Source organism: Nocardia sp. NPDC005825, assembly GCF_040630175.1.
Taxonomy (GTDB): Bacteria; Actinomycetota; Actinomycetes; order Mycobacteriales; family Mycobacteriaceae; genus Nocardia.
Map to the genome: position 1 here is coordinate 51869 of NZ_JBEXXC010000019.1, position 14020 is coordinate 65888.

The 14020-nt window shown below is 69.5% G+C and carries 16 protein-coding genes; 9 read left to right on the forward strand and 7 right to left on the reverse strand.

The window, feature by feature from the left end; genetic code table 11:
* Positions 1-32 precede the first annotated feature (32 nt).
* Positions 33-479 carry a MarR family transcriptional regulator gene (locus tag ABZ382_RS33015; protein ID WP_357097270.1) on the forward strand — a complete coding sequence of 149 codons (447 nt, stop codon included), beginning with the start codon at positions 33-35 and terminating at the stop codon, positions 477-479.
* Here ABZ382_RS33015 and ABZ382_RS33020 read toward each other — a convergent pair.
* From ABZ382_RS33020 to ABZ382_RS33040, 5 genes are all read right to left on the reverse strand, one after another.
* A complete protein-coding gene (locus ABZ382_RS33020) occupies positions 476-1519 on the reverse strand; it encodes a hypothetical protein (RefSeq protein ID WP_357097272.1) in 1044 nt (347 codons plus the stop codon). The genes ABZ382_RS33015 and ABZ382_RS33020 overlap by 4 nt on opposite strands.
* Positions 1506-2795 carry an ATP-binding protein gene (locus ABZ382_RS33025; protein ID WP_357097274.1) on the reverse strand — a complete coding sequence of 430 codons (1290 nt, stop codon included), beginning with the start codon at positions 2793-2795 and terminating at the stop codon, positions 1506-1508. Before ABZ382_RS33025 ends, ABZ382_RS33020 begins: the two co-directional genes overlap by 14 nt.
* On the reverse strand, positions 2792-3460 hold the full coding sequence (locus tag ABZ382_RS33030) for a response regulator transcription factor (RefSeq protein ID WP_357097276.1): 669 nt from the start codon (positions 3458-3460) through the stop codon (positions 2792-2794). The genes ABZ382_RS33025 and ABZ382_RS33030 overlap by 4 nt, the downstream gene beginning before the upstream one ends.
* A 115-nt stretch (positions 3461-3575) precedes the next feature.
* Positions 3576-4028, reverse strand: coding sequence for a flavodoxin family protein (locus ABZ382_RS33035; protein WP_357097278.1), 453 nt, complete (start codon positions 4026-4028; stop codon positions 3576-3578).
* 9 nt (positions 4029-4037) lie between these two features.
* Positions 4038-4688: a TetR/AcrR family transcriptional regulator gene (locus ABZ382_RS33040; RefSeq protein ID WP_357097279.1), complete on the reverse strand. Its 651-nt coding sequence runs from the start codon at positions 4686-4688 to the stop codon at positions 4038-4040.
* 103 nt (positions 4689-4791) lie between these two features.
* Between ABZ382_RS33040 and ABZ382_RS33045 the strand changes: the two genes are divergently transcribed.
* Positions 4792-6159 (forward strand): NAD(P)-binding domain-containing protein, encoded by a 1368-nt coding sequence (locus ABZ382_RS33045; RefSeq protein WP_357097281.1) that lies wholly within the window; start codon positions 4792-4794, stop codon positions 6157-6159.
* A complete protein-coding gene (locus ABZ382_RS33050; RefSeq protein WP_357097283.1) occupies positions 6156-7079 on the forward strand; it encodes an alpha/beta fold hydrolase in 924 nt (307 codons plus the stop codon). The genes ABZ382_RS33045 and ABZ382_RS33050 overlap by 4 nt, the downstream gene beginning before the upstream one ends.
* 4 nt (positions 7080-7083) lie before the next feature.
* On the opposite strand, the gene ABZ382_RS33055 is transcribed toward ABZ382_RS33050, so the two are convergent.
* The gene (locus ABZ382_RS33055) at positions 7084-7551 is read right to left on the reverse strand and encodes a VOC family protein (RefSeq protein WP_357097285.1); all 468 of its coding nucleotides are present in this window, start codon (positions 7549-7551) and stop codon (positions 7084-7086) included.
* 70 nt (positions 7552-7621) lie between these two features.
* Here ABZ382_RS33055 and ABZ382_RS33060 point away from each other — a divergent pair, with 70 nt between their 5' ends.
* Genes ABZ382_RS33060 through ABZ382_RS33070 form a run of 3 tightly spaced genes read left to right on the forward strand, consistent with a single transcriptional unit; the run spans position 7622 to position 9607 of the window.
* Positions 7622-8278 carry a helix-turn-helix domain-containing protein gene (locus ABZ382_RS33060; protein WP_357097287.1) on the forward strand — a complete coding sequence of 219 codons (657 nt, stop codon included), beginning with the start codon at positions 7622-7624 and terminating at the stop codon, positions 8276-8278.
* On the forward strand, positions 8278-8547 hold the full coding sequence (locus ABZ382_RS33065) for a hypothetical protein (protein WP_357097289.1): 270 nt from the start codon (positions 8278-8280) through the stop codon (positions 8545-8547). The genes ABZ382_RS33060 and ABZ382_RS33065 overlap by 1 nt, the downstream gene beginning before the upstream one ends.
* Before the next feature lie 55 nt (positions 8548-8602).
* Positions 8603-9607, forward strand: a complete 1005-nt coding sequence (locus ABZ382_RS33070) for a PHP domain-containing protein (protein ID WP_357097291.1) — start codon at positions 8603-8605, stop codon at positions 9605-9607.
* Here the strand turns inward: ABZ382_RS33070 and ABZ382_RS33075 are convergent.
* Positions 9511-11061 (reverse strand): DHA2 family efflux MFS transporter permease subunit, encoded by a 1551-nt coding sequence (locus tag ABZ382_RS33075; protein WP_357097292.1) that lies wholly within the window; start codon positions 11059-11061, stop codon positions 9511-9513. The genes ABZ382_RS33070 and ABZ382_RS33075 overlap by 97 nt on opposite strands.
* Before the next feature lie 86 nt (positions 11062-11147).
* Here ABZ382_RS33075 and ABZ382_RS33080 point away from each other — a divergent pair, with 86 nt between their 5' ends.
* The 3 genes from ABZ382_RS33080 (at position 11148) to ABZ382_RS33090 (ending at position 14018) form a co-directional block, all read left to right on the forward strand.
* Positions 11148-11597, forward strand: coding sequence for a MarR family transcriptional regulator (locus tag ABZ382_RS33080; protein ID WP_357097294.1), 450 nt, complete (start codon positions 11148-11150; stop codon positions 11595-11597).
* 68 nt (positions 11598-11665) lie between these two features.
* Positions 11666-12373, forward strand: a complete 708-nt coding sequence (locus ABZ382_RS33085) for a GntR family transcriptional regulator (protein WP_357097337.1) — start codon at positions 11666-11668, stop codon at positions 12371-12373.
* A 121-nt stretch (positions 12374-12494) separates the two neighbouring features.
* Positions 12495-14018, forward strand: a complete 1524-nt coding sequence (locus ABZ382_RS33090; protein WP_357097296.1) for an NCS1 family nucleobase:cation symporter-1 — start codon at positions 12495-12497, stop codon at positions 14016-14018.
* Positions 14019-14020 lie beyond the last annotated feature (2 nt).

Here is a 14020-nt window from a genome sequence, read left to right on the forward strand (position 1 = left end):
TTATGCGCGTAACTAATCCGTCAAGGAGCGCCGTGGACTTCGAGCAAGCCGATGCCATCAACCAGGCCATTCGCCTGTTGACCCTGCGTCATCGGGCCAGGGCCGCGGCACTGTTGGCGCCGCTCGGGCTGCATACCGGGCAGGAGGCGCTGCTGCTCGAACTTGCTCGGAGTGGGCCGATGATTCAGGCGCAGTTGAGTGGGGCGCTCGGGTGCGAGCCGCCCAGCGTCACGTTGATGACGAAGAAGCTCGAAGCGTCGGGGCATGTTCGGCGGACGCCCGCGCCGAACGACAAGCGGGCCAGCGTCGTCGAACTCACCGAGAGTGGGCGGGAGTTGGCGGCGGAGGTGAAGCGGGTGTGGCGGGATCTGGCCGAGGAGACCGTGACCGGGTTGCCGGAGCGGACCGTGGCGGAGCTGCCCGGGCTGCTGGCGACCTTGACCGGGAATGTCGACAGTCGGCGGCGCGCGGCGGACTAGTCGGTCATGGTGGTGACTCGGCCGTCCTGATCGATTTCGGTGCGGCGGTCCTGGGTGGGGGCGGTGGCGAGAACGGTGGCCAGGACGGGGCGGCCCAAGGGGAGGACTCGGATGGTCACCCGGCCGGCGTTGGTCGCGTCCAATTCCTTGGTGGCGGCGTCGATGACGCGGCGGCGCACCCATTCGGGGACTCCGGCGAACCCGCCGTCGTCGAGGAGGATCACTTCGACGCCGCGGCCGCGGGCGCCGCGGGCGGCGCCGCTGAGTTCGTCGGTGACCAGTTGGGGCGCGCGGAGGCCGTCGCGGAGTTCGGCTTCGAGCAGGCGGCATTCCTCGCGTTCGGCGGCGGTGAGTTGGGCGCCGTCGGCGATGCGCTCGAGGATCGGGCGCGCCACGCGGTCCAGCCGGGCCAGTTGGCGGGTGCGTTCGCTGTCGGCGGCGGCCATGGTGGCCTCGGCGGTAGCCCGCATGAGAGCGTCCTCGCGCAGGATGCGCAGGGAGCGCTGCATGGGGCGCATGACGGCGGTGAACACCGAGATCGCGGTGATGGTTCCGACCGGGACCATGGAACCGATCAGGGTGCCGGGATCCAGGTGCGAACCGCCCAAGCCGAGGGTGACCAGGACCGCGGCCACAGCGATCACGCCCGCCCACGCGGTGCGAATCCGGCCGCGCAGCACCAGGACTCCGAGCACATAGGACGAGGCGAACGCCGACCACACCGACTCGTGCGGCAGGTCCCGCACCGGGGTCATGACGGTCAGCGCGGTCGCGATCGGCGGCGCGGCGGCCCCGTACAGGGCGACGGGAATCGGGAGCGGGTCGACCGGGATCGCGGTGACCAGGGCGCCCGCACTGAGCATCAGGACCAGTGCGGCCAGCGCCGCCCACAGCGGGGCCTGCCCGAAATTGCGGGCCATGTACAGCGCGATGACGGCTTCCAGGATGAGCAGGAACCACCACGCGGTACTGCCCCGCAGGCCGAGCAGATCGCGCAGCCCGAAGCGAGGGTCCAGGTCGATGCCGTCAACGGGAGCCATCGCCACCCCACACCAAGGTCACGGTGGTGCCCTCACCGGGCTGGGATTCCACGAACGCCGAGCCGCCCGCCAGCTGGCGCATGCGGCCCAGAATGCTCATGGAGATGCCGAGCCGATCGGCGGAGACCGCGGCCAGATCGAATCCGGCCCCATTGTCGCCGAACACGATTCGAATGCTGCCCGCGCTGACGGTGGCGGTCACCGCGCGCCGCACCTCACGGCCCGGGACGGCGGCGTGGCGGAGGCTGTTCTTGACGGCCTCGGTGAGCGCGGCGGCGATGGTGCTGGCCGAATGCACCGGCATGCGCAGGTCGTCGAAGCCGGGCCAGGTGCGGGTGGCGAAGCGGATGCTCGGATTGATCTCCTGTACCGCGGCGCGCAGGAACAGCAGCGCCGAACGGGCGTCGAGGAGGTCCGGATCGCGTTCCGCGCCACGGTATTCGTCGAGCTGTTCGAGGGTGCGTTCGGCCTGCCGCCGCACCACAGCGGATTCGGCGCCGGCGCGCGAGGCCTCCAGCAGCGTCGAGAGCACGGCGTCGTGGATGAGCGCGGCGAAGCGCGAGCGTTCCCGGTCGCGCGCCTGCGCCGCGGCCTGGGCGGCGGCGCGGCGGCTGGCGATGGCGGACTCGCGGTCGACGCGGGCCGCGGCCCCGACGGCGGCGGTGCCGCACCACAGGAACAGGGCGGCCAATCCGGCTGAGCGCAGGAAGTTCTCGATGATGTGCTGCGGCGTCACCTCGCCGACCGTGTACACGGTGGCCAGCGCCGCCGACGCGGACGCGGCCAGCAGATAGATCAGCGTGGTCCGGCCCGACCAGGCCAGCACGCCCGCGCTCACCGCGAGCGCGGTCACCCGGTACGGCCAGATATTGGTGGCGTCGACGGTGTGCGGGTCGAAACCGAGCGGGATGGTGGCGAGCGCGCCGAGGAAACTGACCGCGGCGCAACCACACACGAACCTGATGGCCTTGGTCCCCGCCACCGCGGACACCACGCCGATGATCGGATACCAGCCGAAGACGAGCGCCATCGCCGCCACCGACCACCACACCGACGCGTAGCGGCCCTGTTCGGCGACCTCCGGCAGTTCGCCGCCGCCGATGATGGCGCCGGCGATGCCGATGGAGATGCCGAGCCGCCGCATGATGCGGTCGTAGGCGGCGGTGGCCGGATCCTCGGTCGCCTTCAGGCGGGCACGCACCCGCCGGGTGAGCGCCGCGAGCGAGGGCATGGACCGGGGAGCGGCCGTCGAGTCGAGGGCGCTCGTGGCGGTCATGCCCGCGGACTCCGCTCCGGCACGGGCAGCCACCCGTCCTCGACGGCCCGCTTGTAGAGGTCGGTCTTGGTCGGGGCCGGGCGTCCGGCGTCGGCGTACTTCTGCCGGATGCGGCCCAGATAGTCGTTGACGGTCTGCTCGGACAGCCCGGTCATGCGGGCCACTCGCGACGCCTTCTCCCCCGAGGCGTACAGCTGCAGCACCTGCTGCTGCCGCGGGCTCAACCCGACGTCCTGCAATTGCGGGTCGCCGTCGATGGCGGCGGCCCAGTCGGTGGTGACGACCTGCTCACCGTGCGCGGCCCGGCGCACCGCGGCGACCACGGTCGCCGCGTCCTCGGACTTGCGCACCACACCCAGCACGCCCGCCCGCGCGGCCGATCGCACCAGGAACGGATTGTCCGCCCCGGTGAACACCAGTACCTCGATCCCCCGCTCGCGCAGCGCGCGCACATTGTCATCGGGTGAGGAGCCGTCGGCGAGCCGCAGATCCAGCACCACCAGATCCAGTTCCGGCCCAGCGGCCAGCAGTTCCGCGACGGTTCCCGCGGTGATCACCAATTCCAGATCGGCTTCCGGGGCCAGCATGGCCGACAACCCCAGCACCACCGATTCATGATCCTCGACCAGCCCGATACGGCGTGTCCCCGACTCTTGCGCCTCCACGGCGGCCGTCACCTCTTCCCACACTCCCAGTGAGCGTTCCCGGAGAACGCCCCCTCGAGTATGACCGCACCGCCCCCGAATGTGTCAGACACCAGAATTCGGGGGCACCCCGGACTCACTCCATCAATCGGGCCGCGACGGTCGCGCCCAGCTCCCAGCACCGCTCGATATCGGCCTTCTCGGGCTTGCCCGAAATGATCACCGGCGCGGCCGCTTTCTCCCACCCCAGCCCGGTGGTCGCGCTCTCGACACTGCGTTCCGCGCCCTCGGTGCCCTGATTGCCGTGGATGTAGAGCCCGTACGGCCGACCCTTGGTGGAATCCAGACACGGGTAGTAGAAGGTGTCGAAGGCGTGCTTGAGCGCCCCGCTCATGTAGCCGAGATTGGCCGGGGTGCCGAGCAGATAGCCGTCGGCGGCGAGCACGTCGCTGGCGGTGACGCCCAGCGCCGGGCGGCGGATCACCTCGACGCCCTCGATCTCCGGATCGGTCGCGCCCGCCAGCACCGCCTCGAACATCTCCTGCAGGAACGGCGACGGGGTGTGGTGGATGATCAGCAGCGTGGGCACGGTCGAAGCCTACGATCCCGGCGCGCGGTACGGGTCGACCACGACGTGGACCACGCGCAGGGCGGTGGCGACCGCGTGGGCGGCGTCGCCCTCGGCGAGACCGAGCAGCGGGTCGAGGCCCTCGACGTGCGGGGCGAGGGCCAGCTGCGGCAGCAGCAGTAGGAGCAGGGCGAGCAGGACCTGGGCGTCGGTGTCCGGGCGCAGGGCTCCGCCCCTGGTCGCGGCCTCGAAGAGGGGGCTCAGGACCTCGAGGTAGTGGACGTTGACGGCTTCTCGCACGGCGGTGCGGGCGACCGGGTCGGGCTCGAGGTTGGCGGCCGCGGTCATGGCGCGTTCGAGCGGGTGGTCGTAGAAGTAGCGGACCCAAGCCGTGAGCAGGCCGTCGAGCGAGCCGAAGAAGTCCGCGTCCCAATCGAGTTCGCGCACGGTGGTCTCCATGCTGGCGCGGATCCGCTCACTCGACAGTTCGGCCAGGTAGACGTACATGTCGGCTTTGTCGGTGAAGTACTGGAACAGGCTGCCCTTGGAGACACCGGCCTCCTTGCAGATGGTGTTCAGGCTGCCGCCGCTGAACCCGCGCGCGGCGAACTCGGCCTCGGCCGCGGCCACCACGGCGGCGCGGCGTGGCGCGGGCAGCCGGTCCCATGTCCCTGTCGGCATCACCGATCTCCTCTGATTGCCTGCGACCTATTGACGGTGTGACCGTTTCGATCCTACAGTGACCAGTGGTCATATGACCACTGGTCATAAAGGAGTCTCAGCGATGTCCATCAATTCGAATCCGAAGGTCTGCGTCATCGGCGCGGGGTCGTCCGGTATCGCGGCGGTGAAGGTGCTCGCCCAACGCGGCCTCGACGTGCACTGCTACGAGCTGTCCGACCGAGTCGGCGGCAACTGGGTGTGGGGCAATGCCAATGGGGTATCGGCGGCGTACAAGTCGCTGCACATCAACACCTCGCGACAGCGCATGGAGTTCAGCGACTTCCCCATGCCGTCGCATCTGCCCGATTTCGCCCGGCACGATCAGATCGCCGACTACTTCGACTCGTATATGCGGCATTTCGACTTCGCCGACCGCATCCGGTTCCGCACCGGCGTCGACCACGTGCGACCGCGTCCCGACGGCACCTTCGAGGTGACCTTGTCGACCGGTGAGACCGTCGACTACGACGCGGTGCTGGTCGCCAACGGCCACCACTGGGACCCGCGCCTGCCCGAGCCGATGTTCCCCGGCACGAGCGAATTCCGCGGCGAGATCATGCATTCGCACGCCTACACCGACGAGGCGCAGCTGACCGGCAAGCGGGTGGTGGTCCTGGGCATGGGCAACTCCGCCATGGACATCGCGGTGGACGCCTCGTATCACGCTGAGCAGACCTATCTTTCGGCGCGCAGCGGCGTGCACGTGATCCCGAAGTACGTCTGGGGCCGCCCCTACGACCGCATCGGGGCCGCCGAGTGGTTCCCCGCGTTCCTGCGCTGGCCGCTCGCGCGCAAGCTGATGGCCGCGGCCACCGGGCCGATGTCGCGCTACGGGCTGCCCGAGCCCGATCACAAGTTCGCCCAGGCACATCCGACCATGTCCAGCCGCATCCTCGACCGGCTGGCGCACGGGGCGATCACGCCGGTCCCGAACATCGATCACTTCGACGGCGACGAGGTGGTGTTCACCGACGGCCGCCGGGTGGCCGCCGACCTGGTGGTGTTCTGCACCGGCTACAAGATCAGCTTCCCGTTCTTCGACCACGACTTCCTCGACCCGTCGGGCGACAATCGAATCCGCCTGTACCGGCGCATGTTCCACACCGAGGTGCCGGGCCTGTACTTCGTCGGCCTGGTGCAGCCGCTGGGCGCGATCATGCCGATCGCCGAGCGCCAGGCCCAGCTGATCGCCGACCACCTCCAAGGCCGGTACCACCTGCCGAGCTCCGCCGATATGGACAGCGAGATTTCCGCGCACCGCCGTGGCATCCAGCGCCGCTACGTCGCCTCCAAACGACACACCATCCAGGTCGACTTCGACGACTACATGCGCGATCTGCGCCTGGAGCGCGAGCGCGGCGCCCGCCGCCCCGCCGGGCTGTCGGCCCTCGACCGCCCCGCGCGCAGCACCGCCGGGGTGGTCGCGTGACGATCGAAAACCCCACGGGCGCAATCACACATGAGGTGCGATTCCCCTCCGGCGACGGCGACCACTGCGCCGCGACCCTCTACCTGCCCGAGCCGCGCCCGGGGGTCCGGCCGCCGGTGGTGGTGATGGCGCACGGGCTCGGCGCGATCCGCGCCATGGGTCTGGCCGCCTACGCCGAGCGGTTCACCGCCGCCGGATACGCCTGCCTGGTGTTCGACTACCGCCATTTCGGCGACAGCGACGGCGCGCCCCGCTATCTGCTCTCGACCCGTGAGCAGCGCGCGGACTGGATCGCCGCTCTGGCGTTCGCGCGGCATCTCCCCCAGGTCGACGGCACGCGAATCATCGCGTGGGGCACCTCGTTCGGCGGCGGCCACGTCATTCGCACCGCCGCCACGCGCCCGGCCGGTCTGGTCGCGGCGATCGCGCAGTGCCCGTTCACCGACGGCGTCGCCTCCACCCTCGCGATCTCCCCGATCAACTCGATCAAGGCCACCGCCGCGGGCGCGCGCGATGTGGCGGCCATGCTGCTCGGCCGGGAACCGCACATGATCACCACCGCCGGGCCCGCGAACGGCACCGCGCTGATGACCGCGCCCGACGCCGAATCCGGTTATCTGGCACTGGTTCCGCCCGGCGCCGACTTCCGCAACGAGGCCACGGCCCGGGTCGTGTTCGACATTCTGACCGACCGGCCCGGCCGCCATACCGGCCGCATCCAGGTGCCGATCCTGTTCGCGGTGTGCGAAACCGATTCCGTCGCACCGGCGAAGCCCACGCTGCGTTATGCGTCGCGGGCGCCGCGCGGTGAGATCCGCACCTACGCCGACGGGCATTTCGATATCTACCGCGGCGCGGGTTTCGAGCGGGTCGTCGCCGATCAGCTGGATTTCCTGCGCCGCAACGTCTCTCCGGCGTGATCGATCAGGCCTGCGCCCGTTCCTCGGCTTCCGCGGTCTCGCGCGGGTTGTCGATGGTGACGGGTTCGTCGCCGAGTTCGGTGTGGGATTCCATGGAGTAGAAGCGGACTTCGTGACCGTCGGGGTCGCGGAGTTCGGGCAGGATCCAGCCGAGGCTGGCGCGGTGCACCCCGGCGTGGGGTTCGCCGAGGCCGCTCAGATGCCGTGCCAGCGCCTCGAGGGCCGCGCGATCCGGGACGCCGATCGAGAAGAAGTCGAATCCCGCGGATGCGGCGGCCATTTCGGGATGCAGGCGCAGGCCGAGCATCGGTCCGCCGGCGGTGTGGTGCAGGACGACACCCCTCAGGACGCCCTGCTCCTGGAATTCGAGTCCGACGGTGTAGCCGAGGCGGCTGCGGTACCAGTCGATGGACCGTGCCAGATCGGACACGGGAACTTTGAGGTGATGCACCCCGGCGAGTGTGGGGATCATCGCTGCTATCCTTTGCAGTATCGATGTATTTATGCAGTATCACTGTAGTGATGCAGTTAGGATGCAGCAGTTGAGTCCGGGTGTCAAGAAGTCGTCCCCGCTGTGGGACGCCCGCAAGGCCGAGACCGAGCGCAAGATCCTCGACGCGGCCCGGCGGCTGTTCATCGCCGACGGCTACGCGACGACCTCGCTGGCCGCGGTCGCCGACGCCGCCGAGGTAGGTTCGCGCACGGTCTACCTGCGCTTCGGCTCCAAGGCCGAACTGCTCAAACGCACCATCGACGTGGCGATCGTCGGCGACACCGAGGACGTCGACCTGGCCCACCGTGACTGGCACATCCGGGCCGGGACCGCGCCCACGCTGCACGAACGCGTCACCGCCTACGCCCGAGGCGCGCGGCAGCTCATGGAACGCGCGGCCCCGCTGATCGCGGCCGCCGTCGCCGCCGAGGCCAGCGAACCGGTCATCGCCGAGGCCGCCCGGGCCGGACGGGCCGCCACCCAGCAGCACGTCGCCGAGCTGTGGCAGCGCTTGCGCGCCGACGGACTGCTGCACCCCGAGGCCGATCTCGACTGGATCATCGCCACCGTCGGCCCGCTCGCCCAGGCCGACACCTATAACCTCATGGTCAGCACCCTCGGCCTGGATCCGGACGCCTACGAGCAGTGGCTCCACGGCACGTGGATGCGCCTGGCCACGACGCCCTCGACGCTTGCGGAGTTCTGATGAAGATCGCCCACACCATCGGGATCGCGGTGGGTCTGGCCCTGTTGCTGACCGGTTTGTTCCGGTTTTCGCTGCCGGTGGAATGCCACGGTCACGCCATGGACCTCGGCCAGGTCTGCCACGACACCGACAAGGGCCGGCCGGTGGTGCGATCCTTCGACGAGCAACGCTCGCTGCGCGATTCGATCGATGGATTCCTGATCGTCGGGGGCGTGATCGTGGCCGGCGGATCGGCGGCGTTGCTGTGGCGTACCCGGCGAGCGGACTGAGTACGGACGCGCCGAGTACCCACCGTGCGGTCGTGCGGCGGGCACACTGATAGGTATGGATCCTGTCGTCGCGCTCCGCATGATCGCGTTCTTCAAGGACCGGGCCCGCGAGGATTCGCGGCGGGTGATGGCCTACCGCAATGCCGCCGACATCGTCGAGGCCCTCGACGACGAGCAGCGGGAGCGGCTGGGCAGGACCGGCGACTGGCAGTCCCTGGCCGGGGTCGGCCCCAAGACGGCGGCGGTGATCGCGCAGGCGTGGGCCGGTCGCGAGCCGGACACCCTGGTCCAATTGCGTACCGCGGCCAAGGATCTCGGCGGCGGCGAGCTGCGGGCCGCGCTCAAGGGCGACCTGCACGTGCACTCGAACTGGTCCGACGGGTCGGCGTCGATCGTGGAGATGATGGCCACCGCGCAGGCCCTGGGCCACGAATACTGCGCGCTGACCGATCATTCCCCGCGGCTGACCGTCGCCAACGGCCTCTCCCCGGACCGGTTGCGCAAGCAGCTCGACGTGATCGACGAACTGCGGGACCGCTTCTCCCCCATGGTCATCCTGACCGGCATCGAGGTCGACATCCTCGACGACGGCAGCCTCGATCAGGAGCCCGAGCTGCTCGACCGCCTCGACATCGTGGTCGCCAGCGTCCATTCCAAGCTGAAGATGGACGCCGCCGCCATGACCCGCCGCATGGTGCGCGCGGTGTCCGGCGGCCGCGCCACCGTACTCGGCCACTGCACCGGCCGCCTGGTCGAGGGCAATCGAGGCACCCGCCCCGAGTCGAGTTTCGATGCCGCACAGGTCTTCTCGGCCTGCCGCGACCACGGGGTCGCCGTCGAGATCAACTCCCGCCCCGAACGCCGCGACCCGCCGACGCGCCTGCTGCAGCAGGCCCTCGAGCTGGGCTGCCACTTCGCCATCGACACCGACGCCCACGCCCCGGGCCAGCTCGACTTCCTCGGCTACGGCGCGCAACGGGCCCTCGACAACGGCGTGCCCGCCGACCGGATCATCAATACCTGGCCGGCGGACAAACTCCTCACCTGGGCGGCCGCGTAACCGCGCTCCATTGACGGTCGCGTCTCGGCGGTCACCCGCTGCTGACGGCGCAGGACCGTCGAGGCCACCGCCGCCACCACGGAGAGAGCGGCCAGCGCGGCGAAGGCGAGGTGGTAGCCGGACACCGGCGCCCATCCGGAAGCCGTTGCGCGGGACAGGATCACGGCCACCATGGCGACCGCGACCGCGCCGCCGACCCGCTGCATGATGTTCACCAGCGCCGTGGCGTCGGGCAACTGCTCGCGCCGGACCGCGGCGTAGGCCGCCGACACCAGCGGCATCGCGCCCACCGCGGTCGCCAATCCCGCCGCGAACAGCAGTGATTGGACGAGGAATCCATTGGCATCGACCGGCAGGAAGGCCAGCGGCAGCACGGTGGCGGCCACGGCGAGGTTACCCAGCACCGCGACGCTGCCGCCGCCGAAGCGGTCGGTCAGCTTGCCGCCCAGCGGCAGCATGACGACACCGCCCAGTCCGAAGCCGAGCAGGTTCACGCCGGTGCGGACCAGCCCGGCGCCGTGCAGCTCCTGGAAGTACAGCGGCAGCAACACCATCACGCCGAACATGGCTCCCCCGGCGAAGAAGCCGGCCGAGGTGGCCACACGGAACCCGGGGACGGCGAACAACCGGATGTCGAGCAGCGGCAGCGTGTTCCGCAGCGCGCGCACCAGGAATCCGGCCAGCCCGGCCAGGCCGAGCACCACCGGCAGCCACACCGGCAGCGAGGTCACCGACCCCGTCACGCCGACCTCGGACAGTCCGTAGACCACCGCCGACACGCCGCCGCCCGCGAGCACCAGCCCGAGCACGTCCAGCGGCTGCGTGGCCGTCGGGCTGCTGCGCGGCAGGTAGCGCAGGCCCAGCGCCAGGCCGGCCAGGCCGAACGGAATGTTGATGAGGAACAACCACTCCCAGCTCCAGTGCGCCAGCATGAGCCCGCCGATGGTCGGCCCGATGGCGGGCGCGCCCACGACGGCGATGCCGACCACGCCCATGACCCGGCCCATGCGCTGCGGCCCGGCGGCTTGGCCCAGGATGGTCTGCCCGGCGGGGATCATCAGCCCGGCGGCGAGGCCCTGCAGGATGCGCAGCCCGATCAGCCAGCCCGCGTCCGGCGCGAAGGCGCACGCGGTCGAGGTCAGGGTGAAGGCGATCAATGCCCAGAGCCAGAGCCGGGTGACGCCGACGCGCCGGGCGAGCCAGCCGCAGACGGTGAGTGAAACGCCCAGGGCCAGCAGGTATCCGCTGGCGACCCATTGGATCGTGGCCAGCGACGCGCCGAGGTCCGCGCCGATGGTGCGCAGCCCGATATTGACCAGCGAGGTGTCGAGCATCCCCATGATCGCGCCGAACACCACCACACCGGCGGTGCGCCAGACGTGCGCGGGGATCTTGTCGGGGTCGGCAGGGGTGGCGGCGATGGATGTCGCAGTGTCCGAACGCGTTTGCGTCATCGGACCCCTCCTTCAATTGTTGATGAGCAACTCAATTGCAGAGAGTATCAATCGTTGAGCAACTCAACAATAGGTAGAATCAGCGGGTGACCGACGAACCCCGCGCCGCCCCGGGCGACATCCACCCCGCCGGACTGCTGCGTCACCCGACCTACGCCCTCGGCAAGCTGCACAAAGCGATGCACGCCGAACTCGGGACGCCGCTGCGCGAGCACTGGGTGCTCACCTACCTCGCCGAGCGCGCCGATCCGTCCCAGCAGGAGATGGCCAATGTGCTCGAGATCGACCGCAGCGAGGTGGTGCGGCTGATCGACAGCCTCGAGAAGGCCGGACTGGTCACCCGCAATCGCGATCCCGAGGACCGCCGGAAATACCGTTTGGCTATCACCGCCGCCGGGAATCGGGTGCGCGCCGAGACCGACGCGCGGATCGCCGCGGCGACCGATGTGCTGCTCGCCCGCCTGTCCCCGGCGGAACGGGCAACGCTGCACCGGCTTTCGCTCAAGGCGCTGGGCTACGACGCCGACGAGATCTGACCCACACCGGGGGGCTTGCGGCGACGGTCTAGGGTTGGGGCGTGCCTTCTCGCCCCCGCCTACCCCGTTTGCCCCAGCTCAACCCGCCGCTGGATGTCCGTCGCGGCTACTCCCAGCAGGAGATCCTCGGCGAAATGCGCCGCCTGGTCCTGGAGGGCAACCTGCCCCCGGGCACCGGCCTGCCGCTGGGCGAGCTGGCCCGCGCCTTCGAGGTGAGCGCGATTCCGGTGCGCGAGTCGCTGCAGACGCTGATCGGCGAGGGCCTGGTCGAGCATCGGCCCAACTTCGGGTACCAGGTGACCCTGCTGACCGCCGACGAGCTGCGCGAGCTGTACGTCGTGCGCGAACGGCTGGAGTCGGCGGCGCTGGCCGCGGCGGTGCACAACGCGACCGAGGCCGACCACCAGCTGGCCCGCGAGATCCACGCGCGGCTCGAGCAGGCGGTCCTCACCGAGAACGCGGTGGCCTACCACCGCGAGACCCGCAATTTCCACCTGGCCCTGGTGCGCCCCTCGGGCATGCCGCGGGTGGTGCACATGCTGGAATACGCCTGGAACATCACCGAGCCCGTGCAGCCCATGGTGCATGTGACGACGATGGACCGCGTGGTGCTGCACGCCGACCACTCCAAGCAGTTGCAAGCCTTCCTGGCAAGAGATGCTGAAGCGTTGCTAGCGGCGACCGAGGGGCATCATGCACGATTGAACGGTGTGCTCGCGCATCTCCCGAAGGACACCGGACTTTTCGCCGAACCAGCAGGTGAAGAAGATATATAGGCCCTGAACCAGGGGTTACGGAACATATATCGTTCAGGCAATAATCGGGCAATGCCTGTTGGATAGCCTTCGCACACTCGTCTCGATCAACGGGACACCACGACACGATGGGATGTGCGAAATGCCCGATACCGTTGCGCCGGCGGCCGGGAGTTCGCTCACCCCGATACCGCCCGCGCCGGAGTACGACCCCCGGCTGGTCAACGAGGACCTGGCGCCGCTGCGGAAGCAGACCTGGGGCACGTACAACATCTTCGCGTTCTGGATGTCGGACGTGCACAGCGTCGGCGGGTACGTCACCGCGGGCTCGCTGTTCGCGCTCGGGCTGCACAGCTGGCAGGTGCTCGTCGCCCTGGTCGTCGGCATCACCATCGTGTACGGCCTCTGCAATCTCGTCGCCAAGCCCAGCCAGGCGACCGGCGTCCCGTATCCGGTCATCTGCCGCAGCGCCTTCGGCGTGCTCGGCGCGAACGTGCCGGCCATCATCCGCGGCCTGATCGCGGTGGCCTGGTACGGCATTCAGACCTTCCTGGCCTCGGCGGCCCTGGATGTGGTGCTGATCAAGCTCTTTCCGAGTCTGGCCCCCTACGCGGTCGAGGCCGACCACGGCTTCCTGGGCCTGTCCGCGCTGGGCTGGGCCTCCTACCTGATCCTGTGGGTGCTGCAGGCCGCGGTGTTCTGGCGCGGCATGGAATCCATCCGCAAGTTCATCGACTTCTGCGGTCCCGCCGTCTACGTGGTCATGTTCGTGCTGTGCGGCTACCTGATCTACCGGGCGGGCTGGCACGGCATCGACCTGAACATGGGCAAGGCGGCCACCCACACCGGCTGGTCGGCGGTACCGGTCATGCTGGGCGCGATCGCGCTGGTGGTGTCGTATTTCTCGGGCCCGATGCTGAACTTCGGCGACTTCTCCCGCTACGGACGCAGTTTCGCGGCGGTGAAGAAGGGCAACTTCCTGGGCCTGCCGGTCAACTTCCTGGTGTTCTCGCTGCTGGTCGTGGTGACCGCCTCGCTGACCATTCCGGTGTACGGCGAGCTCATCACCGATCCCGTCGCCACGGTGGCGCGCATCGACAACACTTTCGCGATCGTGCTGGGCGCGCTGACCTTCACCGTCGCGACCATCGGCATCAATATCGTCGCGAACTTCATCTCCCCCGCCTTCGACTTCTCGAACGTGAACCCGCAGAAGATCAGCTGGCGCACTGGCGGCATGATCGCCGCGGTCGGGTCGGTGCTGATCACCCCCTGGAACCTGTACAACAACCCCGACGTCATCCACTACACCCTCGAGGTGCTGGGCGCGTTCATCGGACCGCTGTTCGGCGTGCTCATCGCCGACTACTACCTGGTGCGCCGCCAGCGGGTGTTCGTCGACGAACTGTTCACCATGTCCGAGCAGGGCACCTACTGGTACCGCAAGGGCTACAACCCGGCCGCCATCGCGGCCACCGCGCTCGGCGCGATCGCCGCGGTGATCCCGGTGCTGACCGCCGGCGATGTTCCCGGCATGTACACCGCCGCCCAGTACAGCTGGTTCATCGGCTGCGCCCTGGCCCTGGTCGCCTACCGCGTGCTGGCGTTGCGCGGACCTTTGCAGATCGACGCCGCCCGCCACGTCCCGTCCTTCGAGAACCGGTGAGA

What these genes read in the sequence shown, in the direction of transcription:
- ABZ382_RS33020 (WP_357097272.1), bottom strand. Translation starts at nt 1,519, where the DNA reads ATGGCTCCCGTTGACGGCATCGACCTGGACCCTCGCTTCGGGCTGCGC.
- ABZ382_RS33025 (WP_357097274.1), bottom strand. Translation starts at nt 2,795, where the DNA reads ATGACCGCCACGAGCGCCCTCGACTCGACGGCCGCTCCCCGGTCCATG.
- ABZ382_RS33040 (WP_357097279.1), bottom strand. Translation starts at nt 4,688, where the DNA reads ATGCCGACAGGGACATGGGACCGGCTGCCCGCGCCACGCCGCGCCGCC.
- ABZ382_RS33045 (WP_357097281.1), top strand. Translation starts at nt 4,792, where the DNA reads ATGTCCATCAATTCGAATCCGAAGGTCTGCGTCATCGGCGCGGGGTCG.
- ABZ382_RS33055 (WP_357097285.1), bottom strand. Translation starts at nt 7,551, where the DNA reads ATGATCCCCACACTCGCCGGGGTGCATCACCTCAAAGTTCCCGTGTCC.
- ABZ382_RS33065 (WP_357097289.1), top strand. Translation starts at nt 8,278, where the DNA reads ATGAAGATCGCCCACACCATCGGGATCGCGGTGGGTCTGGCCCTGTTG.
- ABZ382_RS33070 (WP_357097291.1), top strand. Translation starts at nt 8,603, where the DNA reads ATGGATCCTGTCGTCGCGCTCCGCATGATCGCGTTCTTCAAGGACCGG.
- ABZ382_RS33075 (WP_357097292.1), bottom strand. Translation starts at nt 11,061, where the DNA reads ATGACGCAAACGCGTTCGGACACTGCGACATCCATCGCCGCCACCCCT.
- ABZ382_RS33090 (WP_357097296.1), top strand. Translation starts at nt 12,495, where the DNA reads ATGCCCGATACCGTTGCGCCGGCGGCCGGGAGTTCGCTCACCCCGATA.